Source organism: Amphritea atlantica, from assembly GCF_018860855.1.
GTDB classification, from domain to species: Bacteria; Pseudomonadota; Gammaproteobacteria; order Pseudomonadales; family Balneatricaceae; genus Amphritea; species Amphritea atlantica_A.
The window spans coordinates 200,627-224,817 of sequence record NZ_JAHKQE010000009.1 but is presented as its reverse complement, the minus strand read 5'-3'; the positions used below and the strand labels follow the sequence as shown (position 1 = coordinate 224,817).

Sequence of the window (24,191 nt, the reverse complement as noted above, 5' to 3'; positions counted from 1 at the left end):
GCTTTAGTGAATCCCCATCGCTGCCATCAGATGAATAATGCCGCAACCGACGACCAGCATCGTTAAGTTGTAGGGTAGTTGGTTGCGGATAATCTCCCCGTCGCTGGCATTAAAACGGGACTTCATAATAAAATTAAGGCCGCTAAAGGTACTGCCGGACATCGCCAATGATGTACCGAGCACATAGGCAATCGCCATCAAATTAGGCGTCACGGTGATATCCGCCAGCAAGCCGGCAAAAATAGCCACTAACGCCAATTGATGAATACCTAGATAGGCTAAGCCGACAATCATCACCAGTACCAGCGACGCTACGCCTGCGTCGGTTTGGGTGAAAGGTAGGCTAATCAGGCCCACAGAAATACAGGCTTTCACCCCCGCGGCCAGCACGCCTGCGCTCATAAAGAGGCTAATCTCTGCACGGCTCTCCGATAGTTTTTCGCTCACATGCAGCGAGATCTTACGGCTGGCGGAACGGACATTAGACATCACCGCCATCAACGCAATCGGTACGATAATCGACAGTAGCGATACTAGAAAGACCATCGGCAGTTGCGGCATCTGCCAACTGAACAACAAAATCAGCGTGATTAATACTACCGGCAGTGCCAATGTTTCTGTCTTGAGAGGGTATCCGGAAAAACGCTGTAATGCGGTGGCGGCTCTAACGCGCGCTTCGATGATACTCAAGCTTAAACCGATCACCGCTAGGGTAATGGAAAAAGGGTACACTTGCGTTAAGTCAACGCCGGGCACCTGTTCTAGCACGAGTGGTAAGAGGCTCAGAAACGGTGACCAGAGCACTGCCATACCGAAGCCCCGGCTGAGCACCCATTGAGACAGCTGATCGATCCCCTGTTTCTGCTTAATCTGATCCCCAACAATAATCACCGATGAAAAGTTGGCAACCGACGAGAAAAAATGCATTCCCAGTAGGGTGGTGATAAAGCTACGGATTCCCCGTTTGCTCGCATTACAACCGACTCGACCCGCCATACCAATGAAGCTTATTGAGGTTAGCAGCATCGCCAGTTTGAGATGCTCACCCAATAAAGTTTGCAGTGACATATCTGAGCCTTGGCTCCAAGCCAGCGCTGCTGCCGCGATACCGATGCCGAAAAGAATGAGGATCTGTTTACGCTGTTTAGGCTTCAATCGAGGTATTTCAATGGCGATATAGAGCCAGCAGAGCAGAGTTGCCAAACCGGCTAACCCTAGCGGCAAGACTGTATTCAGCAGTGTTAACAGGCACATCGTCAACACGAGTGGCCCGGCTATTCTGGCTCCGGGCCAGTATTTGGTTAATGATTGTGCGAAGTGATGGGGAGACATTACGTACCTATAAAGAAAAAAAACTGGAAATTAGTTAATATATTAATTATATTATTATGCATAGGGTAATCGCTACCTTTGAATAGGTACATGGGCAAGCTGGTATTTTGCTACGAAGATTGCAGAAGACAACGCTAAGATGGAAATTAGATATGCTAACAGAACAACAGATACAACTAGCGGCCGAGAAGCTTTATCAGGCAGAGAAAGACTGTTCACAGATTCCTGCACTGACACTTGAATATCCTGATATGACGATGGATGACGCTTATGCCATACAGAAGACTTGGGTCGATCAGAAGATCGCCAAGGGTGCCAAGGTTAAAGGGTATAAGATCGGTCTGACATCACGTGCCATGCAGATGGCCGTGAATATCAATCAGCCGGACTACGGTGTGTTGCTGGATGATATGTTCTTTGCCGATGGTGCTGAGATTAAAGCGTCTGATTTCCCCGATCCACGTATTGAAGTGGAGCTGGCGTTCGTCTTGAAAGACCGTTTAGAAGGGGACGATATCACCATCTTTGATGTGTTGAATGCGACCGATTATGTAATCCCATCGTTGGAACTGATTGCCGCTCGTTGTCACCGTACCGATCCTGAGACCGGCTATACCCGTAAGGTGTACGATACTATTGCTGATAACGCGGCGAATGCCGGTATTGTCTTAGGTGGTCGGCCGATTAAACCGATGGATATCGATCTACGTTGGGCGGGTGCGCTGCTCTATCTTAATGGTCAGATTGAAGAAACCGGTATTGCGGCCGGTGTACTGGGTCATCCGGCAAACGGTATCTGCTGGGTGTGTAAACGTTTTGCCCCTCACGGTGTTGCGCTGGAACCCGGTCAGGTAATACTGGCAGGCTCCTTTACCCGTCCGGTCTCAGTAAAAGCGGGTGACACTATTCATGCAGATTACGGCCCACTGGGCGGTATCTCTGTGAAATTCGTATAAATAAGAGGACGTTATGGAACTTCCTGTTAATAAATTCAAGCAGGGCCTAAAAGGCGATCAGCCTATGTGGGGTCTGTGGCTCGGGCTACCCGATGCCAGCTGTGCTGAGCTGGTTGCCGGTGCGGGGTTTGACTGGCTGCTGATCGATAGCGAACACGCGCCGTTTGAACTGGATTCAACCATGCGCCATCTGCAGGCGATTGCGCCCTATGGTGTACCTGCGATTGTACGTCCTGAAGAGGGCCGTACGGCGCTGTTAAAACGGATTCTCGATATTGGCGCACAAACCGTGTTGGTGCCGATGTGTGATACCGCTGAACAGGCCCGTGAGCTGGTTAAAGCGGTTAAATACCCACCTCAAGGCATCCGTGGCCTCGGTAGCTCATTAGCCCGTGCGGCTAACTGGAATCGTATTCCGGGCTATCTGCAGAAAGCCAACGATGAGATCTGCCTTGTGGTACAGGCCGAAACGGTCACCGCGATGGAAAATTTGGCAGAAATCGCTGCTGTCGAAGGTGTTGATGCGGTCTTTATTGGTCCATCTGACCTGTCAGCTTCAATGGGCCATATCGGCAACCCGGATCATCCTGAGGTTGTGGCCGCTATTGAGAAGGGTTTTGAGATCATCAATGCGGCAGGGAAAGCGGCCGGTCTACTCTGTATTAATCAGGCTAAAGCACACCACTATGTTGCCAAGGGCGCTAAGTTTGTTGGTGTCGGTGTGGATACCCTGCTGCTGAGTAATGCAGCCAAACAGTTAGCTGAAAGTTTTAAAGCCGGTGACTCAACGTCTCAAGGGCAGACTGAGTCTTCTCAGTCCAGCGGATATTAATTTTAGGTAGAGAGTTATGAGTAATAATCCAATCGTTAAAGGTAAATTGGTCTGTGTTGCGCTGAACGATTCTGAACAGTTCAACGCGATGCAGGCTGAGTTTGCAGATGCGCCTTACAAAGGCGCGCCAACACAGCCGGTCTTGTATTTCAAACCCCACAACACGTGGAGCACCGACGGAGCCGTGGTTGAGTGGGCTGACGGTGCAGATAGCATGGTCGTTGGTGCATCACTGGCGGTCGTGTTCGGTAAAGAGTGCTGTCGTGTCAGCGAAGCAGAAGCACTGGACTATGTTGAAGGTTATACCCTAGTCCATGACTTCTCGCTGGTTGAGCAAAACTATTACCGCCCTGATATCAAAGGTAAATGTTTAGACACTTCTGCGCCGATCGGTGCTGCGGTTGTTCCGGTGGCTGATCCACAAGCGCTAACGGTTGTTACGTCGGTGAATGGCACTGTGGTTAATGAAACACCGGTATCTCAGTTGGTACGTGGCGTAGCTGAACTGATCAGCACCATCTCTTATATCATGACGCTGCAACCTGGCGATGTGATCGCCGTTGGCTTCCCAGGACAACGTGCTCCGGTAGCGAAAGGTGACAAGGTTTGTTCGGTTATTGCCGGTGTCACTGAACTCAACAACACACTTGGCGAATAAGGGGATCATTCGAAATGAAACACGCACGCGTACTTTTTAATGGCTCCGAGCTAGATGTAACGGTTGAAGACTCTTTTGCTGAAACCGGTCTGTTGAAATCAAAAACAGATGGTCAGCTCATCAATGAAGCCGATGTTACTTGGTTATCACCGATCAAAGAGCCGGGCACTATTTTTGCTTTGGGTCTTAACTATGCGGATCACGCCGCTGAGTTGGCCTTTGAGCCACCGAAAGAGCCGCTGGTCTTCCTGAAAGGGGCCAATACGCTCACCGGTCACAAACAAAACGCTTACCGTCCCGACAACATCAAGTTCCAGCACTATGAGTGTGAGCTGGTGGCCGTGATCGGTAAAGAGGGTAAAAATATCCCGCGTGAAGAAGCGATGGATTACATTGCCGGTTACACCGTGTGTAACGACTTCGCCATCCGTGATTATTTGGAAAACTACTACCGTCCGAACCTGCGAGTTAAGAGCCGCGATTCACTTTGCCCAATCGGCCCATGGTTGATCGACAAAGATGATGTAGGTGATATTAGCAACCTGAAACTGACCACCCATGTAAATGGTGAGTTGACTCAGGAGGGCACCACCGCCGACATCATTTTTGATGTGCCTTTCCTCGTGGAATATTTAAGTAAAATCATGACCCTAAAACCAGGGGATATGATTGCGACTGGCACGCCAAAAGGCCTGAAAGATATGCAGCCTGGCGATACCGTTGTATGTGAAATTGAGAAAGTAGGGGCTTTGGTAACGAACATCGTTTCAGAGCAAGCGTTCTACGGCGACAAGTATTGAGGTATAGATAGATGAGTGCACAACTACAAGAAAATATTGGCAAAGCTGAAGGCTATCTGGCACGTTTTAAAGAGAACACGCTAGGTCATTTTATCAACGGTGAATGGACGCTGGGTAGCGGTGAAACCTTCGACAACACCACACCGTTTGATCAGAGCTATCTGGGTAAAGTCGCTGCCGCATCTGTTGAAGATGTGAATGCTGCCTGTGAAGCAGCGGCTGCCGCTGCTGCTGGCTGGGCGGCAACACCGGGTGCCGAGCGTCGTAAAATTCTGCATCGTTTAGGTGATGAGCTAGAAAAGCGCGCTGAAGAGATCGCCATGGTTGAATCAATGGACTGTGGTCAGGCGCTACGCTTTATGCGTCAGGCGGCGGTTCGTGGTGCGGCTAACTTCCGTTTCTTTGCTGACCAAGCACCAGAAGCACGTAATGGTCTGTCGCTGCATCAAGCAGAACACACCAACTTCACCGTGCGTAGCCCGCTCGGCCCTGTTGCAGTCATCACGCCGTGGAATACGCCGTTCATGCTGTCTACTTGGAAAATCGCGCCAGCACTGGCATCCGGTTGTACCGTGGTACATAAGCCTGCTGAACTGAGCCCGCTGACCGCCTCCATTCTGGCGGAATGTGCCGATGCCGCCGGTTTACCGAAAGGTGTTTGGAACATGGTTAACGGTTTTGGTGCCGTTGCCGGTAAAGCGTTGACAGAACACCCTGCGATTAAAGCAGTGGCGTTGGTCGGTGACTCTGCCACCGGTAAAATGATTCAGGCACAAACAGCACAAACGCTGAAGCGCTTACACCTTGAACTGGGTGGTAAAAACCCAGTGATCGTGTTTGATGATGCAGACTTTGAACGGGCCCTTGATGCAACTGTATTCATGATCTACAGCCTCAATGGTCAGCGTTGCACTAGCTCTAGCCGCCTGTTAATTCAAAGCGGCATCAAGGATAAGTTCCTTGAGGCTCTGAAAGCACGGGTTGCCAATATTAAAGTTGGTCATCCACTGGACCCTGAAACCGAAGTTGGCCCGCTGGTACATACCGGTCACTACGATAAAGTGACCAGCTACTTTGAGATCGCTAAGCAGGATGGCGCTACGATTGCTGTGGGTGGTAAATCACTGCGTGATGAGATGGGCCCTGGTAACTTCGTGACACCAACCCTGTTTGTCGATGCAAAAAACACCATGCGGATCGCTCAAGAAGAGATCTTTGGCCCAGTGCTGACCGCTATCGAATTCGAAACCGAAGAAGAAGCGATTCAACTGGCTAACGAAACCGTTTACGGTCTGGCTGGTTATATCTGGACTAGCAATACCGGTCGTGCAATGCGCATGGCTCACGCGGTTGAAGCGGGTATGCTGTGGGTTAACTCTGAAAACAACCGTAACCTGCCATCCCCATTTGGTGGCATGAAAATGTCCGGTATCGGCCGTGACGGTGGTGATTGGAGCTTTGATTTCTATATGGAAACCAAAAACGTCTGTATCGCCCATGACACCCATAAGGTGCCGGTACTCGGTCGCTAATTAAGCAGCGAGTTTACGCATCACCTATCGACAGCTGGCATCGAGCATCTCTTTGCCAGCTTTTTCCGTCTTTAGATAGCACGATGCTGGGTGATGTTGACCCTAGCGTGAAGTAAAAACGGACACATTAATCGGAGTTAGTTATGCCACATTTCATTATGGAATACTCAGCTAATCTAGACGATGATCTAGATATTCCAGCCCTATTTGAAAAGCTCAACGAAACCGCCATCGCCACTGGCGTCTTCCCTATCGGCGGTATCCGTACCCGTGCCGTTCGCTGTGAATTTTTCCGCGTAGGCGAGGGTGATCCCGAGAACACCTTTGTACATCTAACCGCTAAAGTCGGTTCTGGTCGCAGCCCTGAAGTGCTTAAAGCGGCCTCAGACACCATCTTTGAAACATTCAGCGCCAGCCTAAAACCGATCTTTGATCGCCGTTGGATGAGCGTTGGTTTTGAAATGATTGAGCTGCACCCCGAGCGCAACTATCGGATGAACAATATCCATAAAAAACTAGCTGACAAGGCTTAAGCTGGCCTCGTGAAAGTATCCTCGTGAAAGTATCATAAGCCAATCTGCCGGACGTTATGTTTCGGCAGTTTCTTTTTAATAACCGTAATTTATTGTGTTTTCTTAATTCATTTTCAACAAATAAAAACATCCGAGGGATCGTAGGTATCGGTTCTAGCTGGGGTTAATGCTGTGTTTAAATCGCTTGGGTTTGCTCATTGTTTCAACTAATGTTGTAGCGACAATATCTTTGGGTTCCTATGGCTGCGGCGTTAAAAAGAGAGTCTGTTGATGAATGATTTTGATTGGCATCGCGATGAAATTACGGCGGCAACCCCGGTCACTAAAACATACAAAAATACTCAAAACGTACGTCGCTTTTTGCAAAGCATGTGCGGGGCTCGTTTTACCTTTAACCGTGCCTTTATGGCTTGGATAAAAGATGGCAAGCCGAAAACGATGGGAGAGGTTGCATTAGAGTGGCAGCGTCGAAATCAAAAAGAGTGAGTGTCGGCGCTGGGATTCGCAAAACTAGCCATCTATCTGGCGCACTCAACCCCGTTGCTGAGCCTGTGGCCGTGCTCCGATGGCTCTGGAATAACGCTGCGTTTTACCTCACTTAGTCATACCAAGCTTATCGTTTAAGGAGAATAATGTGCTCCGTCACTTACCGCTGATCCACTATCTTGATGGAGAGTGAGTTATTGCAATAAATGGCCCGTTTTGACATAAATTAACGCACCATCTTCTTTGGTAAAGGGGTTATGACGGCTCAGATGTGGGCTTCGTAACCAAGAGCCTTTAGGATAAGCACCGTGCTCGTCATGGACGGTCCCCTCTAAGACGAAAATCTCTTCACCTCCCCAATGTTGATGGCTGTTGAATTGTGTATTTGGCGCCCACTTCACTAAAGCAACATGCTCACCTTCAAATTCATGTAAAGGCATGACCCTGAGCCCATCGACAAGCCCTTGTCGCCAAGGTTGTGTGGTGGTAAGAATCACTTTCTGAACATTATCAGCCTGTTCGAACTGGTGCAGTTTGACAAAAATAACCGCACCTTCTTTGCCTATTTTGGGTGTATGGGATGTGCCGATAGGATTGCGAACATAGCTGCCTTGCGGATAGGTTTGGTGCTCATCGGCGAAAACACCGTCTAAGACAAAAAACTCTTCTCCTCCCGTATGAAGGTGGGCTGAAAACTCGCTAAATGGTACATACCTGACAATAGATGTAGCGCGAGCCACCTCATCACCAATGCGGTCTAACATCATCCGCTCGACACCGGGCATTGGGGATTTGACCCATTGATAATCATCAGGTCGAATCACAACCCGTTGTTCAAACTTAGCGTTTATGCGAGTCGTCATAGAGAGCTCCTGTTTAGTTGCCGATTTAATTTCTGCCGGCGATGACATCGCCATCCACATCCCAAATAGCACCGGTCATCCAGCTCGGCAGGGTCAATAAAGGTTTCATCAATAGGCGTTTTGACAACCGCCGGTGAAACCGCATTACCGCGAATATTGTGCTCTGCTAATTCCATCGCCATATGCTGAGTGAGGGAGTGCAGGCCTGCTTTAGCCATCGAGTATGCCGACGAGGGTGTTGCTTTAATGGCCTGCTTCGCCCACATCGACCCAAAATGTACGATAGAGCCCCGGTGTGTTTGATCATGTTCTGTGCAACTGCTTGGCTGATAAAAAACGCTGATCGGTTCATCAGGGCATAAGCGTCATGGTCATCGACTTGGTGATCCATAAAGGGTTTAGGGTTGAAATATCCCGCCGCATTCACAAAGTATTTAATATGTCGCTGTTGCGTATTCAGGAACGCGATAACCGTATCAACATCCTGTTGTACATAAAGGTTGGCTTGAAGGGTGTCTACCCTCGCATTCTCTGTTGCAAGCTTTTGGCAGCGTCTAGTTTATCGTTATTGTTACCGAGTATGATAGTGCTAATGCCTTGTGCCACGAGCTGTTTGGCGGTCGATAAGCCCATGCCGCTAGAGCCGTCAACGATCAGTGCAATTGGTGAATTGTTCATGATTTTGAGGTGACTATTTCCAATAGCCCCGTTCAAAGCGGATCATTAATGACGATAGGGTGTAAACAAACGGGCGGTAGTACGGTCATAACGGCAGTTATTTCAGTTTCGAGAACTAAGAGAGAACAATGACTCTATCAAATCAACGCTATGTCACCCTTTTGTTGCTGCTGTTTACTGTTATTTGGACAGCGCTAGCGATAAATCCTCTGTATCGTGATGACTGGGTATTGGAAAATATCCTCACCGGAATCACCTTACTCTGTTTAATCGCCACCTATCGACGCATGCCATTGAGCAAAACATCCTATCTGCTGATTTTTTTGTTTCTTTCCCTACATACATTAGGCTCCCATTACACCTATGCCGAAGTGCCCTATGAGCAATGGGTGTTTACGCTCACCGGCGGTTCTTTAAATGACTTAATGCATTGGCAGCGAAATCAGTTTGATCGGCTGGTGTATTTTTTATATGGCTTCTTATTGGTTTACCCCATTCGAGAAGTTGTTATGAAGGTTGTCGAGGTGAAACGTGGGCTGGCTTATTTTGTGGCGGTGCTCATGGTGATGTCTACGTCGATGCTGTATGAAGTTGTGGAGTGGGGTGCGGCTGTCTATTTTGGTGGTGATCTGGGCGTATCCTATTTAGGTATTCAAGGCGACACTTGGGATGCGCAAAAAGATATGTTGTTAGCGAGCATAGGTGCGGTGATTGCCGCTTCGTACTGTTTCTGGCGGCCTCGCATGATCAGGCAATAATCATTATGAACATGCTACAAAAAGGGCAGGCATCGCTTTAAATGACGATACGCTGATTAATGACATGGTCATTGAACTGTGCCAGTCCTTGACTGGGAAGTTTTATCGAACTTGTTTTTATCATCAATAGGTATATTCTAAAAATCTAATATAGTTTGTATTTCAATCAGCAGGGCTGATGGTTACTGTGGCGCTGAGTGTTATTTAACATGGATTTGACAAAGGGTAGATACGATGTCAGAAGAGTTGGAAAATGCATTGATAGAAGCGATTAATGATGAATATAAAGCGCGTGCGACATATCGTGCCGTCATTAATCAATTTGGTGAAATACGGCCATTCAGTAATATTGTCGAAGCTGGAGGTCGGCATGTTGAGGCTTTGTTACCGTTGTTTGCTAAATACAATATTGCTGTACCAGAGGATGACTGGGCAACACGTATCGAAACTCCCGCATCGATTCCTGAAGCATGCGCCTTGGGTGTTAAAGATGAAATTGAAAACGCCGAGATGTATGAGCGACTGCTGGCTGCAACAATCGATTATCCTGATGTCCAAGCTGTTTTAAAGCAATTGCAGCGTGCATCAAAGGAGAATCACCTGCCAGCCTTTCAGCGCTGTGTTGAGAGAGGTGAATCGGAAGGACAAGGAAACGGTCGAGGGCAACGCCGTCGAAGAGGTCAGTGCTTTAAATAGGTGTATTTAGATGGATAATACATTTTGGACGGCATTTGCCACGAGTTCGCTGGCGGCGGTAGTGACCTCAGTTGGTATCTATACCATACGTAAATATGTTGATTGGGGGCAGCGTAATACCACCTATTTTATGTGCTTTGCCGCGGGTGTACTGATCTCCGCCTCATTTCTTCATATTATTCCTAAAGCTTTATCTATGAACCCTAACAGTGCAATTTATCTGCTGATTGGATATTTTGGATTGCATCTGTTCAACCGTTATCTCACCGCTTTTGTCTGTCAACGAAACCCTGAAAAAGAACAATATGGTATTGGTATTGTTCCTATGATGGGGATCGGTTTTCACTCCTTTATTGATGGGTTTATTTACTCGATCTCTTTTTCGGTGAGTGTCTTTACCGGCTTTCTGGCAACGACCGGGATGGTTTTACATGAGTTTCCAGAAGGGATAATCACTTATCTACTTTTGAGGCGGGGTGGGTTCAGTGATCGAAAAGCGATGATACTTTCTTTGTTTGCGGCCGCGTTCACTACACCTCTGGGTATGCTGGTTTCATATCCACTTATCAGTGGTATTAATCAGACTATACTCGGTGATCTACTCGCCTTATCGGCGGGGGCTCTTATCTATGTGGGGGCAACGCATCTGTTACCAAAAGCAGAAGAGGAACACAAAAAATATAGCGTTGTTGCCTTAGCTGGCGGTATTTTAGTGGCGGTTATCATTGTTTTATCAAAGTCCGCATGATCCCGAGTAGAGCCTGTTGCTCTTCAGTGCGGCACTTGCCAACGGCTTCTTTGACGTCTGTTCGTATGTGACTGGGCAACCTATGCCTGAAACAGTAAAAGTCGCTTAGTCATTCTGATTAAGTTATATCGTGTTAGCTTAATTCTTGTAGGGTCGGCCAGCGCATGAATTGATGCGCTGGCCGGTGTTGCTTGATGTTTGTGATCGGTCTCTAGAATCGGTTTATGCTGCTTTTGCTCGCTGGATACGTTGGTTGAATTTATCGTTGACCACCAGTGCCAACAGAATAATTCCGCCGCCAATGGTCAGACGTAGAATATCGGCATCGCGGTTCCAGAACAGGACGTTAACTAAGATCCCGGCGGGAATGAGTAGGTTATTGGCAACCGCCAGTGTTCCGACGCTAACCAAGGTTGCGCCTTTGTTCCACGCAAAATAGCCTAGGCCGGAAGCGACGATTCCTAGATAGGTTAAAATAGACCATTGAAGTGTGGTTGTTGGAAGTTTATCTGGGTTGCCAAGTATCAGGTAACAAGGAATCACCACCGCTAGAGCACCCATAAAGAACCAACCAAATACGGTACGTTGTGGAAGGTCTGGGCGCTCTTTCGCAATAATGCGTTTATAGCCCACTTGTCCCGCTGCGAAGCATACGTTAGCCCCCTGTACTATTAATAAGCCCTTTAAGAAGCCTTCATCCAGTCCTTGGTAACGAATGGTGACTGCCCCGATAACGGCTAATAAGGCACTGATGATGAAGCCAAGGTTAAAGCGGCGATCTAATAGGTCATTGAGTAGGGTGATATAGATAGGTGTCATGACGGTAAAGAGTAAAACTTCTGGGACGGACAGGTAGAGAAAGGACTGATAATAAAAGCCATACATGATGCCCAGTTGGAATGCTCCACACACCATCAGTTGTAGCGCGACTTTTAACTCGATCTGCCGTAGTTTCAAAAATGGTAAAAAAATCAGTGTGGCTAGCGCGACACGCATCAAGACTGAAAACCAAGCATCAACTTGCCCCGCAAGATAAACACCGATCAAGCTAAAAGAGAACGCCCACAAAACGGTGACGGCAATAAGCATTGGCATGTGAATCAATTCCATATTAGTAAAATTTCGCTCAGTTTACCGATTTCTCGATTATGGGTAAATCTGTTTACTCAATAAATTCAATATGATTACTACTGTTTAAATATCACTCAAAATATTGAGACGGTTAAAAGAAGGCTGAATGTGATTTTTTGTATCGAATAATTACGAGCAGCGTTATCGGTATAGGCTGCTTCTGGGAGTGGGATATAAGGTGATGATTGCAAAGTAACAAGAAGCGCGAATCGGTGCTCGTCGATAGTTAGCGATAGTATGAGGGCGAAATGGACGCTTTTAGACTACATTGTTGGACAGTGGGTCAGATTTTGAGCAAGAGTGAAGTGCTGTTATTCAGGCTTTGATCCCCCCAGTGTCGGGAGACAATTGCTATCCCCGCTGGATGATAGGGGCATGCTGACACGATGATCAACATGTTGCGTTTCAATATCAGAAGTTATGGAGAAACGAATGAATCAGACATATCGTGCAAGCGTCTATGCAATATTGTTACTGCTGATGTTATATGGCTGTACACCGCTTATTGGCCCTCATAGTCCTGCGGCCTATGAAAACGCCACCTCACTCAAGGCTGAAGTGTTAACAACCCTCAGTAAAGCGAATACACCCTATGCGGATAATGAAGCTGCGATCGACGCGATTAAACTTAAAGCGGAAATGGCATACGAGTTTGTTAAAGGTGTTCCTGGTAGCCAGCAGTCGGCTGAACAGTGGGAGATACTTAAAAATCCGGAAGGTGATCTTTTAGGTAAATTTTTTAAACGGTGGCAGGAGCGGGGCACGCTTTCTGACATTCTTATTCAAGAGTATAGGGCGTTAATGGCGGACGCATTTGATGAGATTATTTGCTTAGAAGCCAATAAAAAGGAAGCGACAGACTGCATCGCAAGAGGAGCACTTAATAATGGCTGATTTCGATGATTTTTTAACCGCGTTAAAAGACAATGCCGAGGTATTAGCAAAAGAGATCTTTGATGGTTATGAGGCTCAAGCTAAACAGGATGCCGAAGCCTTTATTGATAAAGCAAAAGCGGACCTGAAACGCTGGACGAAGCTACTTGCCAACGGAGATATCAACGAGGAAGACTTTAGTGACCTAGTGAATGCTAAAAAGGCATTGGCCGAAATGTTTGCACTTCGTCAAGCGGGTCTCTCGCTGATTAAATTAGAAAAATTCCGTAAAGGCTTTATCAGTCTGGTGGTCGATACGGCTTTTGAGGTTTTTGTTTAAGTTTTATCACCACTCAGCCGTTAGGGTGCAGTGACTCTGCATGCTAGCGGCTGCATTCCAAACGGCTATAATCAAATATCCGCCATTGAGCGATAGCAAGGTAATGTGCTCGTGCCTATCGTGTCGTTATCTCGGTAACGGTGTGAAGAAAAATTGATACCTTTCAGGCCAGCGAGCATTATTTTCCGCTACACTATCGGCCGGTCAATCGGCTGCATGGTAAGCAAAGGTGCAGATTCGCACTTCATATTTGATTCGTAAAAGGTTGGCCCGCCATACTTCATCGCGCATACAAAAGGAAATCGTATGACAGAGCTAGGGTTATATCTCGGCCTTCTTATATCCATTATTGGTTCAATAGGTTTGGTCATTGCTGCTTTCAGAACAAGCATTCTCTGGGGGTTAGCTGTTTTGTTTCTTTGGCCCTTTTCCATCTTCTATTTGATTTTTCACTGGCAAGAGGCAAAAGGCGCATTCAAGTTACAACTATTTGGTTTTCTCATTCTTATCGTTTGTGCTTTTATCAATGAGGGCGGGATGTCTTCATCGGTTAATGTCATTCGGTCTGATGGTTATTTTGGGTCCAGTCATACTCGCAACGCGATACCTGATATTACACATCAGCGGTTTAAATGCGATGGCCGGCAGCACTATAGTCAAATGCACTCAAGAGCTGAGGCGGTATTCTTCATCAACAACTGTCCTAACACGAAGATGGATGGGGATCACGATGGCCGACCCTGTGAAAATGATTCTAGGTTTTAGCTATCACTGCTCGCCATGTTATTAAGTGTGTTATAAGGAAAGTATCCAATGAAGCGTTGTTTTAAGGTTAGCGGGGTTGTTATTTCATGGCTAATGGTTGGCTGTACGAATACGCCATCGTTGCCTGATTCACGGCATTATCATGAAGTTTCATATCAATGTGAGCGAGGTGTCGCTGCGGTTCGGTTTTATCCGCAGCAATCGCGGGCGGTGCTTATCCGTGACAATCATGCAATTGAATTACGACAGGAGCCCACCGCGTCGGGGTTTCTCTATAGCAATGTTAAGGTGAGTATCAGAGGTAAGGGGGATCGTATGTCTCTCGAAATAGGGCGGATGATGCCCATTGCTTGTCATGCTAAATAACGGCTTCGATTAAACGCTTAATGTGTTGGCGTGCTGATATAAGCACCATTCAGGCGTGTCTGTCTCGGCTTAAACGTCTTAAACAGCGCCTGTCCGCATAAACGCTTGCTCTCAAGTTAAAAGCCAATAGGTTAAATGTCGATAACGATCTCTGTGCTGCCTTCAGCGGGTTTCGCGCAGCAGATCAGCACTTCCCCTACGGCGGTTGTAAAGCTGGGTTGTTTTTCATACGCCACTTCACCGGCTGTCAGTCGGCATGCACATGCACCACAGTTTCCCGCACGACAACTGTGCGGAGCGCTGATGCCCTGGGCTTCGGCAAATTCTAGCAGGCTGCCATCGGTTGTGTGCCACTGTGCCGTTAGGTCGCTGTCGGCAAAGCGGATGCAGGCTTGTTCAGCCGGGTTTGCCGTTGGTTCGTCATCTTCAATTGAGCCTTCAGCAAAGAATTCATAATAGATGTTGGTTTTAGCGACACCTACTTCAAGCAATCCTTGGAACAGAGAGCGCATAAAGCCGCTGGAGCCACAGAGGTAGACGTCGTATTGCTCAATGGGTAGTAGATGCTTTAATCGGTCGGTGCTAAGACGGCCTTTCGCTTGATAATCTACATTGATTTTGTCTTGTGGCAGGGGTTTGGAGTACAGGGTATGGAGGCTGAGCCAGTCGTATTGTTTTGCGAGTTGAGTGAGTTGTGCCGCAAAGGCATGGTTTTGGCTATTTTGACAGGCATGGATAAACCAAACAGGTTGAGCCGGCACGCCGTTGTCCACGGCTTTAACGAGCCCTTCTAACATGGCGATCATGGGGGTAATTCCAATGCCTCCCGAGATCAACACAATAGGTTGATGCGTTGGTTGCAGAGTGAACTGTCCTGCGGGTTTGGCTACTTGAAGGCAGTCACCAATAGCGAGTTGGTCATGCAACGCTTTGGACACTAACCCCTGTTGTTCTCGTTTTACCGAGATGCGGTAATGCCCAGACTTGGGGGCTTGAGACAGGGTATAGCTACGTCGTAGCGGTGTTGGCAGGCCGGCAACAGTCAGCTGGAGCGGTAGAAACTGCCCAGGCGTATAATCCACGGTCGACTGACCCTCGAGTGGGGCTAGATAAAACGAGCTAACGGTATCGCTTTCTGGTTGTATATCAATCACTTTAACCGGTTGATATTGATCGGCTGCGGTCGCGGCTAGGTCATGCCAACGGCCGGTGCCATCGAGCATGGGGGAAGGCTCTTTTAGAACACCGGTCATTGGCATGAAGCGGGATAGGTGTGTCGATTTTTCGATATGTACTGCGATTATTCGCTCTGCTCCTTGGTAATCAGGAATCGCTGGGTGTTGCCAGAGAACCTTCGCTTGGCCGGTGATAAAGGCCGCATCACCGGTGGTGAAATCGGGAAAGAATAAACCCACACGTCCATCGGATTCGATATTGCCGAGGGTATTAAAAAAGCGGTTGCCACTAAAGTCTGGAAAATAGAGGGTATTACCTTCCACTTTGATAAAACCAGGCTTGCCGCCACGGTGAGAGGCATCAATGCCATGGCGCGGGTCAGTATCGAGCAAGGCGGTGCGTGAGGCGATAAAAAAGGTATCGGCCTGCTCGATCATGGTTTTTAAGTGTTGATCAATGGCTTGCTCAGATTGCCAGTTCATAATAACTGCACGATCAAGCGGCGATTCGGTCAATCCATTTGTTTGCCATTCAAGTTCTCGTTTCTGTATATACTGCGGACAATTACCGAAACTCTGTTCTACTTTAATGGTGAAACTTTTGTCATTAATCGTGTTAATGATGCCATTCAGGCGATTACGTCGACGGCTTTGTAATTGAATACCCAGTGCGCCTACTTTTTGCCCTAGGGTGAAATCCAGTGCGAGTAGATCGGTCAGCGTGGGTAAGGCTTCTAGAGCTAAGGTTGTCTCGTTAGGCGAGGAGATAAACCCGGGCTTGCCGAATAACGGTACGGCCCAAGAATAGCCCTGTTGATCAACCAAACCTAGGACGATAAAAGGCAGCTCATGAAAAAACTGTCGATGCTGCGCTAGCATGGTTTGACGAATAAACCCTTCACTGGTTTGAGCAACCAAGCCCGCCACCCCAAGCCGCTCTTGCACTTTAATTTCGGCGGCATGAAACTGAGATGTTTTCTGGACCATGGTTGACTCCGTTATCTAGCGATTGGATTAGTCGTTGGGTAGCGGTGAGCGAGCCATTGCAACAAAGCGTGGATGGGCTTCAATGCGTGCTAGCCAAGTACGAATAGCGGGGTAGGGGTCCAAGCTCACACCCCCTTCAGGTACATGGGCGACATAGCTATATCCAGCGACATCCGCCAGAGTGATTTTGTTGCTGGCCAAATAGTTTCGTTTGGTTAGCAGTGGTTCCATCACGGCGAATAATGCTTCAGTAATGCGTTTGGCGCTTTGGTAATCCAGCTCAACACTAAATAATTTTACCAAGCGAACTGCGCAGGGGCCGTAGGCAATTTCACCGGCAGCAACCGATAACCAACGTTGCACCTCAGCGGCCTGTTCAGGGTCTTGCGGTGACCATTCATAGCCGTCGTTATACTTTTTCTCTAAATAGCTAATGATGGCGTTAGAGTCCGCTAGGGTATAACCGTTGTCATCAATGGCGGGCACCTGTCCAAAGGGGCTAATAGTTAAATAATCCGGTGCTTTGTGGGCACCGTTGAGCATATCTAAATCGATTGTTTCATAGGGTAGATCCAGTAACGACAGCATCAACTCGACACGGTGGCAGTGACCAGAAATAGGGTTGCGATACAATTTTATCGGTGCATGAGTGGTAGAAAATTTGGCGTTCATGGCTTTCTCCTAAAAGTAAAAGATGCGTAACGTTAGAATGTGCGCATCGGTTTATGCCGTGTTAGAGGCCGCGATGAGTGCATGCTCCATTCAGGGTTAATACTATATTCAAATCAAAAGTAGAAATAATTGCCTAAGTTTGTAATTTATTATTGTGCTAAATGTAATAATAGGAGTGATTAAAGTCAGTGAGGTATGGGCGTGGATAAGCTACAAACAATGCAGGTGTTTATGGAAGTGGCCAGGCATCAGAGTTTTACGGCGGCAAGCAAAGCGTTAGGGCTATCGGCTCCGGCCACCACCCGTGCGGTCGCAGCGCTTGAAAACCGTTTAGGGGTGAAGCTCTTTAACCGCACCACACGTTTAGTGCGCCTAACGGAGCCCGGAGCTCGCTATTTACAGGATGCAAAACGCATCATGGAAGATATTCAGGAGGCCGAGGCCGCCGCCGCGGGTATCTATTCTCGCCCTGCAGGCACACTTGCGTTGACGGCTCCCGTGCTGTTTGGTGAAAAATTTATTGTGCCCGTTGTGACGCAATATCTAGCGGATAATCCAGATGTTTCTGTGAAACTGTTTTTACTCGATCGGGTCGCTAGCTTATTAGAGGAGGAACTCGACGTCGCCATCCGTATTGGTCACCTTAAAGATTCAAATCTCTATGCCACTCGGGTTGGCTATGTGAGGATGATCGTCTGTGGTTCAGCTGACTATTTTCAGCAGCATGGCACTCCAGAAACCCCGGCCGATTTGGTTGATCATCATGTTATCTTTCCAACCCCATTTGAGCATATCAGTGCCTGGCAATTTCAGGTTAATGGCAAGAAAGAGCTGATCAAGTTGAATCCGCGTTTGCGATGTAATCACAATGGTGCCGCCTTGAAGGCTGCGTTATTGGGCCATGGCATTACCCGTTTAATGTCTTATCAGGCAGGTGAAGAGCTGGATAAAGGCACATTGAAAAGTGTGTTAACCCAGTATGAAGAGGAGCCTTTACCCGTAAACATCATTCATATGGAAGGCCGTCGGGTTAATGCGAAAACTCGTAGTTTTATCGATTTGGCTGTGCAGACCTTAAAGCAAAATCCTTTTATTATTTCATAACCTTCCTGCGGCATGTTGCGTTGAAGGTCTGCGACTTTCTCAAGCTGTTATTTTAAGTGCTTATTTTGAATGCCTGTCCTGAGTGTCAGTCCAAGTATCAAAGGTTGTTGTGTATCAATGCGGGCGAGGTGTTTTTACCTTATCGTTCCTAAGGTGTTGTGCTCCTTAGTAAAACTTTACATAACCTTACATGAAAGGGGTTATTTGTGTTGTGACGAGCTGTGTAGAATAGGGCTCCGGATTTGAACAAGGGAGCAAGGCGGACGTCTCTTTCTCTTTCTCTTTGTCTGCCCGGTATGCATCGGTATCCTCTATCGGTGTTTTAAATGGAATTTACTGAAGACGATCGATCATGAAACAGATTAAAATTTTCTTTGTTGCGTTGTTGTTGATATTGACTGCGGTCTGGCTATTGGCTGATAGCTTACTCCCAGAACCGTTCACCTATTTCAGTTTTCGTCATGTGTTTGTGCAATACAGTGGTGTTATCGCTATCGGTGTGATGAGCATTGCCATGATGTTAGCGTTGCGGCCGAAATGGCTTGAACCCCATCTTGATGGGTTAGATAAAATGTACCGCTTGCATAAGTGGCTTGGGATTACCGCGTTGGTTGTCTCAGTGCTTCACTGGTGGATGGCTCAGGGCACCAAGTGGATGGTTGGCTGGGGCTGGTTAGTTAAACCAGAGAAAGGCCATCGTAGCCAAGAAGCGCTCGGCTTTATTGAGGGGTTGTTTCGCAGTCAGCGTGGCTTTGCCGAGTCGGTCGGCGAGTGGGCTTTTTACGCAGCGGTGGCGTTGATCCTGCTGGCGTTAATTAAACGCTTCCCCTATCACCTGTTTATTAAAACACACCAACTGATCTCTATTGCTTATCTAGTACTGGCATATCATGCGTTGATTCTGATTGAGTTTGAATACTGGACACAACCGATTGGTTGGCTGATGGCGGTGTTGTTATTAGGCGGCTCGGTCGCGGGGGTATTGGCACTTACCGGACGCATTGGGCGTAAGCGAAAAGTTAAAGGCACGATTGATGATCTGACCTATTACGATGCCTTGCGCGTACTTGAGGTGAGTATCTCCGTGAAAGATGGTTGGCAGGGACATCGTGCAGGTCAATTTGCTTTTGTTACGTCTAACCGGAAAGAGGGGGCTCATCCCTATACGATTGCTTCGGCTTGGAACAATGATGATGGCCATATCGTATTCATCACTAAGGCGCTGGGCGATCATACCAGCCGCTTGAGAGAAACGTTGAAAACCGATATGCCGGTGACGGTTGAAGGTCCTTATGGTTGTTTTGATTTCGATGATCCTCAGCCACGACAAATCTGGGTAGCGGGTGGTATCGGTATTACGCCTTTTGTGGCGCGTTTAAAAGAGTTGGCTAAGACCCCAGGCGAAAAGCTAATCGATCTGTTTTATGCGACGAGCAACTATGATCAGGCGGTCATCGATAAGTTAACGGCCGATGCGCTTGCAGCGGGGGTGAAACTTCATGTGCTGGTGAGTGGAAGAGATAAGCGTTTAGATTATGCTGGGGTTTGCCAAGCAGTACCGGAATGGAAGGCGGCGAGTGTTTGGTTTTGTGGCCCATCAGGTTTTGGTTTTTCCCTGCGTAAAGATTTTTTAGCACATGGTTTTTTGGCTAAACATTACCATCAGGAGTTGTTTCAGATGCGTTAAACTCAGCCATAAAATATTGTAAAAACTGGCTGAAAATGAACTGGGGGTATATTAAAATATTGGGGTTGAGTGAATTGTAAGTATGTTTGTATAAACTCAAAGATTATTGTTTGGATCTAGGTTTAGATCAACGAATAGTAGGCATTATTGAGTTACAGTATCGCTCTTTGATATACATTCTGTTATTTATTTTTATCTTTCTTTTTGATAAAGGGGTTGTTTGCATTATGGCTATTCACGAATTTTTTGTTCCCAATGTATCTCTGATGGGCGAGGGCTGTTTTAGCAAACTACCTGAGCGGATCAACATGTTGGGCGGAAAAAAACCATTAGTAGTTGCCGATCAAGGGATGACGGCGTTGGGCTATACTGCGCGTCTGACCGATCTATTAGAAAGTGAAGGTATTGCGAGTGTGGTTTATGATGAAACCGTGCCTAACCCTACCGATACCAATGTGGCCGCAGGGGTCGCCGCGTATAACGAGAATGGCTGTGATATGTTGATCTCCATCGGCGGCGGTAGTACACATGACTGCTGTAAAGGTATCGGCTTAGTCGTGACCAGTGGCGGCACGATTCATGATTACGAAGGTTTAGATCAGGCGACAGCACCTTTACCGCCTTATATTGCGGTCAATACCACTGCAGGTACTGCCAGTGAGATGACGCGTTTTACGATTATCACCAATACTTCAAATCATGTAAAAATGGCGATTGTCGATTGGCGAGTGACTCCTGATGTTGCTATTAATGATCCGGCGCTGATGGTGGATATGCCCCCAGCACTGACGGCTGCTACCGGTATGGATGCATTGACCCATGCGGTCGAAGCTTATGTCTCAACAGCGGCAACACCTATTACGGATGCCTGTGCGCTGCAAGCGATTCGCTTGATTGGTAAGTATCTGCGTAATGCGGTTGCCCGTGGCGATGATATGGTCGCCCGCGATAAAATGGCTTATGCCGAATACCTCGCCGGTATGGCATTCAATAATGCTAGCTTAGGTTATGTGCATGCGATGGCGCATCAACTGGGTGGTATGTATAACCTGCCACACGGTATCTGTAATGCTTTACTGTTGCCTCATGTTTGCCGTGTGAACATGATTGCGGCGACTGAGCGCTTTGCTGATATTGCAGATGCACTGGGTGAGATCACCGATGGCCTATCTGATCGTGATGCGGCGCTATTAGCGATTGATGCAATTGAAACCCTTGGTGAAGATGTTGGTATTCCTCGCACCTTGGGTGAACTGGGTGTGAAAAGTGAAGATATTGACGCCATGGTGGTCAATGCTCAGAAAGATGTTTGTTGCCTGACCAATCCGCGCAGATTGAATAATGCTGAAGTGGCAGCGATCTTTCAATCTGCACTTTAATAGGCTCTCTTGATCGTCATCACGGTATTTAGTTAAATATCGTGATCGATTCAATACCCGTGCGGTTAACCCCGTGCGGGTATTTTTTTATAGTGTAAACGCTGCATCATATTTTGCTGGCAGTGATCCGCATCTCTGTTTTATCCTGTCGACCTTTGGTTAACTTTTTAATCTGCTTTTATAACGAATAATGGATAAGATGCACCTGAGTGATAGGTCAAACTTATTGAGACGCTAAGTATATATGGATAATATCGCCGTACATTTTTTGACCGTATTTATGGCTTTTTTTGCCATCATGAATCCGATTGCCAACTCAACACTGTTTATTGGTTTGACTGAAGATGTTGATCAGGGCATGCGGCGGATGATTGCGCTACGGTCGGTAGTCGTCGCTTTTATTATTGTGTCGGTGTTCGCTATCGGTGGCCGTGAAATCTTTTCGATGTTCGGCATTACGCTGCCGGCGTTTAAGATTGCCGGGGGGATGATGATCGGTTTGATTGGTTATCATATGTTGCAGGGCGAACGCTCGAGTATCCATACGCCGACCCATCGGGATAATGAAAAGAGTGTTGATTCGGTTGTCGATATTGCCATTACCCCTTTGGGTATTCCTGTGTTGGCAGGGCCGGGGACGATCGCCACCGCCATGAATTTTGCTGCGGAATCCACTCTGCCTGAGGTTTCAACCGTATTGTTAGCCTTTGCGTTAATGTGTGTTCTGACCTACAGCGCCTTTGTTGGGGGTGAATGGCTAACGCGCTATCTAGGCCAGAATGCGATTAAAGTGGTGTCCCGTTTGATGGGGCTGATGCTCGCGGTGATTGGTGTACAGATGTTAATAGAAGGGGTTCGTGGCGCGATCGTCGGTTGATTTCTGTACGCCATTTTTTCAGATTTCAGCAAGGTTGACGCACCTAGGACAACGGATCTGTGGTTTGTTCCCGTTTTACTCATATTAATCCCGCTTTTACCGACTAATGATCAGATTCTAGCCGAGATATATTGTATTATTGCGCCTAAGCTGGTGGATAGATTTATAGGTGTAATAAGGACATATGAAAACGCTTTAATTGCCACGAACGCTGAAAAATACTTTAGAACATGTAACAGATTAAAACTCAATTTATTCAGAGAGAAGTATCCATGTCGAATAAAGAAAAGAACGTTCATGCCCATGACGGAGATTTTCTGGCCCCAGGGGATCGTCGCGATCCTGACTACAAAGACCAAGATGAGGTGTCGGCTTTACCCGTGACGGGACTGCGTCTATTAGGTTTGATTGGTGGTCCTGTCGTGGCGGCCATTCTCCTGCTGTGTTCCGCCCCAGAGGGGATGCCGATCGAAGCGTGGCATCTGGTAGCAATGGCCTCATGGATGGTGATCTGGTGGTTAAGTGAGGCGGTGCCTATTCCTGCGACTGCGCTCTTACCATTGGTGCTGATGCCATTGTTTGGCATTGATAAAATTAAACCGGTGGCGGCTAATTACGGCCATCCGTTGATTTTTTTGTTCCTCGGTGGCTTTTTATTGGCGGCCGCGATGCAGCATGTAGGGCTACACCGCCGTATTGCTTTGAAAATTGTCAGTATGATCGGTACTTCACCGTCACGGATTATTCTCGGTTTCATGCTAGCGACGGCGTTCCTTTCTATGTGGATCTCGAATACGGCTACCACCATCATGATGTTTGCGGTGGGCCTGTCGGTGATCGACTTTGTTGCACAGCAAACCGATGATAAAAAGATAGTACGTAATTTCGGTGTGGCGCTGATGCTAGCAATCGCCTATAGCGCTTCCATTGGTGGTGTCGCCACGTTGATTGGGACTCCGCCAAACGCGCTCTTAGCGAGTTTCTTACAGAATACTTATGATATTGAAATCAGCTTTTTTGATTGGATGTTGTTGGGTGTGCCTGTGGTTGTGATCATGTTGCCGATTGCTTGGCTGTTGCTGACACGGGTGCTGTTCCCATCTCATCAAATTGCGATTGACGATCCAAGTGCTGTGGTTCACCGTGAACTATCCGCGCTGGGTATTATGTCTCGTGGTGAGAAGCTAGTGGCGGTGGTCTTCTTAGGCGCCGCATTTGGTTGGATATTCCGTAAATTTATCGTTGAGCTGACCGGTTTGCCGCTGAATGACACCATTATCGCGCTATTGGCTGCGTTGGTTTTATTTGCCGTGCCTATCTCTCGCAAGAAAGGTGAGTTTGCATTGGATTGGGAAGCTGCCCGTCATGTGCCTTGGGGCGTTCTACTCTTGTTCGGTGGTGGCTTGGCATTGGCCAGTGGTTTTAAAGGTACGGGTCTAGCTGAATGGATCGGTAATGCGGTTGCAGGCATTGAGGTTAGCACGATGGTGCTGGTACTGCTGGTGACGGTGGCGATTGTCTACCTGACTGAAATCACCTCGAATACCGCCTCGACAGCGACTTTCTTGCCGATTCTGGCCGCTGTAGCCGTGGGCTTGGGTTTGGATCCACTGATACTCTGTGTTCCAGTAGCGCTGGGGGCTTCAATGGCCTTTATGATGCCGGTGGCAACACCGCCTAATGCGATTGTGTTCTCCTATGAGTTGATGGAACTCCGCGATATGGTGCGGGCTGGTTTCTTGCTCAATATTGTTGCGATCATTGTGGCTTTTGGACTATTCATGTTGCTCGCTGACTTTGTCTTTGGTATCAGTCTTTAATTGTTAAACGCTGGGCCTGTGGTGATAATATTGCAGGCTCAGTCATTTTCTTGAATGACATCTTTAATACCGCTATCGACTCAAGCTATTCATAAAATCCTTCCATCAGGCTCACTCATCAACGCCATTCAACAAACCTATAA

General features: G+C 47.5%; 26 protein-coding genes and 1 pseudogene. 19 read left to right on the top strand and 8 right to left on the bottom strand.

All coding sequences use genetic code 11. From position 1 onward, the window contains the following. Positions 1-3: 3 nt before the first annotated feature. Positions 4-1,254 (bottom strand): hypothetical protein, encoded by a 1,251-nt coding sequence (locus tag KO512_RS03835; protein ID WP_252734786.1) that lies wholly within the window; start codon positions 1,252-1,254, stop codon positions 4-6. Between the two features lie 230 nt (positions 1,255-1,484). Between KO512_RS03835 and hpaH the strand changes: the two genes are divergently transcribed. The 7 genes from hpaH (at position 1,485) to KO512_RS03800 (ending at position 7,129) form a co-directional block, all read left to right on the top strand. Then, the gene (gene hpaH / locus KO512_RS03830) at positions 1,485-2,288 is read left to right on the top strand and encodes a 2-oxo-hept-4-ene-1,7-dioate hydratase (protein WP_215951013.1); all 804 of its coding nucleotides are present in this window, start codon (positions 1,485-1,487) and stop codon (positions 2,286-2,288) included. 13 nt (positions 2,289-2,301) lie between these two features. After that, a complete protein-coding gene (gene hpaI, locus KO512_RS03825; RefSeq protein ID WP_215951012.1) occupies positions 2,302-3,120 on the top strand; it encodes a 4-hydroxy-2-oxoheptanedioate aldolase in 819 nt (272 codons plus the stop codon). 16 nt (positions 3,121-3,136) lie between these two features. Then, entirely contained in the window at positions 3,137-3,778 is a 642-nt protein-coding gene (locus KO512_RS03820; RefSeq protein ID WP_215951011.1) for a fumarylacetoacetate hydrolase family protein, read from the top strand. A gap of 14 nt (positions 3,779-3,792) precedes the next feature. Continuing rightward, positions 3,793-4,578: a fumarylacetoacetate hydrolase family protein gene (locus tag KO512_RS03815; RefSeq protein ID WP_215951010.1), complete on the top strand. Its 786-nt coding sequence runs from the start codon at positions 3,793-3,795 to the stop codon at positions 4,576-4,578. A gap of 11 nt (positions 4,579-4,589) precedes the next feature. Further along, entirely contained in the window at positions 4,590-6,110 is a 1,521-nt protein-coding gene (hpaE, locus tag KO512_RS03810; RefSeq protein ID WP_215951009.1) for a 5-carboxymethyl-2-hydroxymuconate semialdehyde dehydrogenase, read from the top strand. Between the two features lie 143 nt (positions 6,111-6,253). After that, positions 6,254-6,643: a 5-carboxymethyl-2-hydroxymuconate Delta-isomerase gene (locus KO512_RS03805; RefSeq protein ID WP_215951008.1), complete on the top strand. Its 390-nt coding sequence runs from the start codon at positions 6,254-6,256 to the stop codon at positions 6,641-6,643. A 270-nt stretch (positions 6,644-6,913) separates the two neighbouring features. Continuing rightward, the gene (locus KO512_RS03800; protein WP_215951007.1) at positions 6,914-7,129 is read left to right on the top strand and encodes a DUF6434 domain-containing protein; all 216 of its coding nucleotides are present in this window, start codon (positions 6,914-6,916) and stop codon (positions 7,127-7,129) included. A 194-nt stretch (positions 7,130-7,323) separates the two neighbouring features. Here KO512_RS03800 and KO512_RS03795 read toward each other — a convergent pair whose 3' ends face one another. From KO512_RS03795 to KO512_RS20605, 4 genes and pseudogenes are all read right to left on the bottom strand, one after another. Beyond that, entirely contained in the window at positions 7,324-7,992 is a 669-nt protein-coding gene (locus KO512_RS03795; protein WP_215951006.1) for a cupin domain-containing protein, read from the bottom strand. Then, complete coding sequence (locus tag KO512_RS20615) at positions 7,989-8,258, bottom strand: SDR family oxidoreductase (protein ID WP_436792261.1); 270 nt, start codon at positions 8,256-8,258, stop codon at positions 7,989-7,991. Before KO512_RS20615 ends, KO512_RS03795 begins: the two co-directional genes overlap by 4 nt. Beyond that, positions 8,159-8,482 (bottom strand): annotated as a pseudogene (locus tag KO512_RS20610) (hypothetical protein); the annotation flags it as partial. The gene KO512_RS20615 and the pseudogene KO512_RS20610, both read right to left, overlap by 100 nt. Positions 8,483-8,508: 26 nt before the next feature. Then, on the bottom strand, positions 8,509-8,670 hold the full coding sequence (locus KO512_RS20605) for an SDR family NAD(P)-dependent oxidoreductase (RefSeq protein WP_436792260.1): 162 nt from the start codon (positions 8,668-8,670) through the stop codon (positions 8,509-8,511). Between the two features lie 128 nt (positions 8,671-8,798). Here KO512_RS20605 and KO512_RS03785 point away from each other — a divergent pair, with 128 nt between their 5' ends. The 3 genes from KO512_RS03785 to KO512_RS03775 all read left to right on the top strand — a co-directional run bounded on the left by KO512_RS03785 (position 8,799) and on the right by KO512_RS03775 (position 10,872). Continuing rightward, positions 8,799-9,428, top strand: coding sequence for a DUF2238 domain-containing protein (locus KO512_RS03785; protein ID WP_215951005.1), 630 nt, complete (start codon positions 8,799-8,801; stop codon positions 9,426-9,428). Between the two features lie 234 nt (positions 9,429-9,662). Continuing rightward, positions 9,663-10,124: a ferritin-like domain-containing protein gene (locus KO512_RS03780; protein ID WP_215951004.1), complete on the top strand. Its 462-nt coding sequence runs from the start codon at positions 9,663-9,665 to the stop codon at positions 10,122-10,124. Positions 10,125-10,134: 10 nt separating this feature from the next. Then, positions 10,135-10,872 (top strand): ZIP family metal transporter, encoded by a 738-nt coding sequence (locus KO512_RS03775; RefSeq protein WP_215951003.1) that lies wholly within the window; start codon positions 10,135-10,137, stop codon positions 10,870-10,872. 222 nt (positions 10,873-11,094) lie between these two features. Here KO512_RS03775 and KO512_RS03770 read toward each other — a convergent pair whose 3' ends face one another. Continuing rightward, positions 11,095-11,967, bottom strand: coding sequence for a carboxylate/amino acid/amine transporter (locus tag KO512_RS03770; RefSeq protein ID WP_215951002.1), 873 nt, complete (start codon positions 11,965-11,967; stop codon positions 11,095-11,097). Positions 11,968-12,435: 468 nt separating this feature from the next. On the opposite strand from KO512_RS03770, the gene KO512_RS03765 reads away from it, so the two are divergent. The 4 genes from KO512_RS03765 to KO512_RS03750 all read left to right on the top strand — a co-directional run bounded on the left by KO512_RS03765 (position 12,436) and on the right by KO512_RS03750 (position 14,347). After that, on the top strand, positions 12,436-12,897 hold the full coding sequence (locus KO512_RS03765; protein ID WP_215951001.1) for a hypothetical protein: 462 nt from the start codon (positions 12,436-12,438) through the stop codon (positions 12,895-12,897). Then, the gene (locus KO512_RS03760) at positions 12,890-13,216 is read left to right on the top strand and encodes a hypothetical protein (RefSeq protein WP_215951000.1); all 327 of its coding nucleotides are present in this window, start codon (positions 12,890-12,892) and stop codon (positions 13,214-13,216) included. Before KO512_RS03765 ends, KO512_RS03760 begins: the two co-directional genes overlap by 8 nt. A 306-nt stretch (positions 13,217-13,522) precedes the next feature. After that, the gene (locus tag KO512_RS20135) at positions 13,523-13,981 is read left to right on the top strand and encodes an excalibur calcium-binding domain-containing protein (protein ID WP_252734784.1); all 459 of its coding nucleotides are present in this window, start codon (positions 13,523-13,525) and stop codon (positions 13,979-13,981) included. Positions 13,982-14,029: 48 nt separating this feature from the next. Continuing rightward, on the top strand, positions 14,030-14,347 hold the full coding sequence (locus KO512_RS03750; protein WP_215950999.1) for an MliC family protein: 318 nt from the start codon (positions 14,030-14,032) through the stop codon (positions 14,345-14,347). Positions 14,348-14,478: 131 nt separating this feature from the next. On the opposite strand, the gene KO512_RS03745 is transcribed toward KO512_RS03750, so the two are convergent. Both KO512_RS03745 and KO512_RS03740 read right to left on the bottom strand, forming a co-directional pair. Next, positions 14,479-16,509 carry a 2Fe-2S iron-sulfur cluster-binding protein gene (locus tag KO512_RS03745; protein ID WP_215950998.1) on the bottom strand — a complete coding sequence of 677 codons (2,031 nt, stop codon included), beginning with the start codon at positions 16,507-16,509 and terminating at the stop codon, positions 14,479-14,481. A gap of 27 nt (positions 16,510-16,536) precedes the next feature. Further along, positions 16,537-17,181, bottom strand: coding sequence for a glutathione S-transferase family protein (locus KO512_RS03740; RefSeq protein ID WP_215950997.1), 645 nt, complete (start codon positions 17,179-17,181; stop codon positions 16,537-16,539). A 201-nt stretch (positions 17,182-17,382) separates the two neighbouring features. Here KO512_RS03740 and KO512_RS03735 point away from each other — a divergent pair, with 201 nt between their 5' ends. The 5 genes from KO512_RS03735 to KO512_RS03715 all read left to right on the top strand — a co-directional run bounded on the left by KO512_RS03735 (position 17,383) and on the right by KO512_RS03715 (position 24,048). Next, the gene (locus KO512_RS03735; protein ID WP_215950996.1) at positions 17,383-18,285 is read left to right on the top strand and encodes a LysR family transcriptional regulator; all 903 of its coding nucleotides are present in this window, start codon (positions 17,383-17,385) and stop codon (positions 18,283-18,285) included. 352 nt (positions 18,286-18,637) lie between these two features. Then, positions 18,638-19,972 (top strand): ferredoxin reductase family protein, encoded by a 1,335-nt coding sequence (locus KO512_RS03730; protein WP_215950995.1) that lies wholly within the window; start codon positions 18,638-18,640, stop codon positions 19,970-19,972. Positions 19,973-20,199: 227 nt separating this feature from the next. Then, a complete protein-coding gene (locus KO512_RS03725) occupies positions 20,200-21,351 on the top strand; it encodes an iron-containing alcohol dehydrogenase (RefSeq protein WP_215950994.1) in 1,152 nt (383 codons plus the stop codon). Positions 21,352-21,595: 244 nt separating this feature from the next. Then, a complete protein-coding gene (locus KO512_RS03720) occupies positions 21,596-22,228 on the top strand; it encodes a MarC family protein (protein ID WP_215950993.1) in 633 nt (210 codons plus the stop codon). Positions 22,229-22,500: 272 nt separating this feature from the next. Continuing rightward, entirely contained in the window at positions 22,501-24,048 is a 1,548-nt protein-coding gene (locus KO512_RS03715; RefSeq protein WP_215950992.1) for an SLC13 family permease, read from the top strand. Positions 24,049-24,191: the final 143 nt, after the last annotated feature.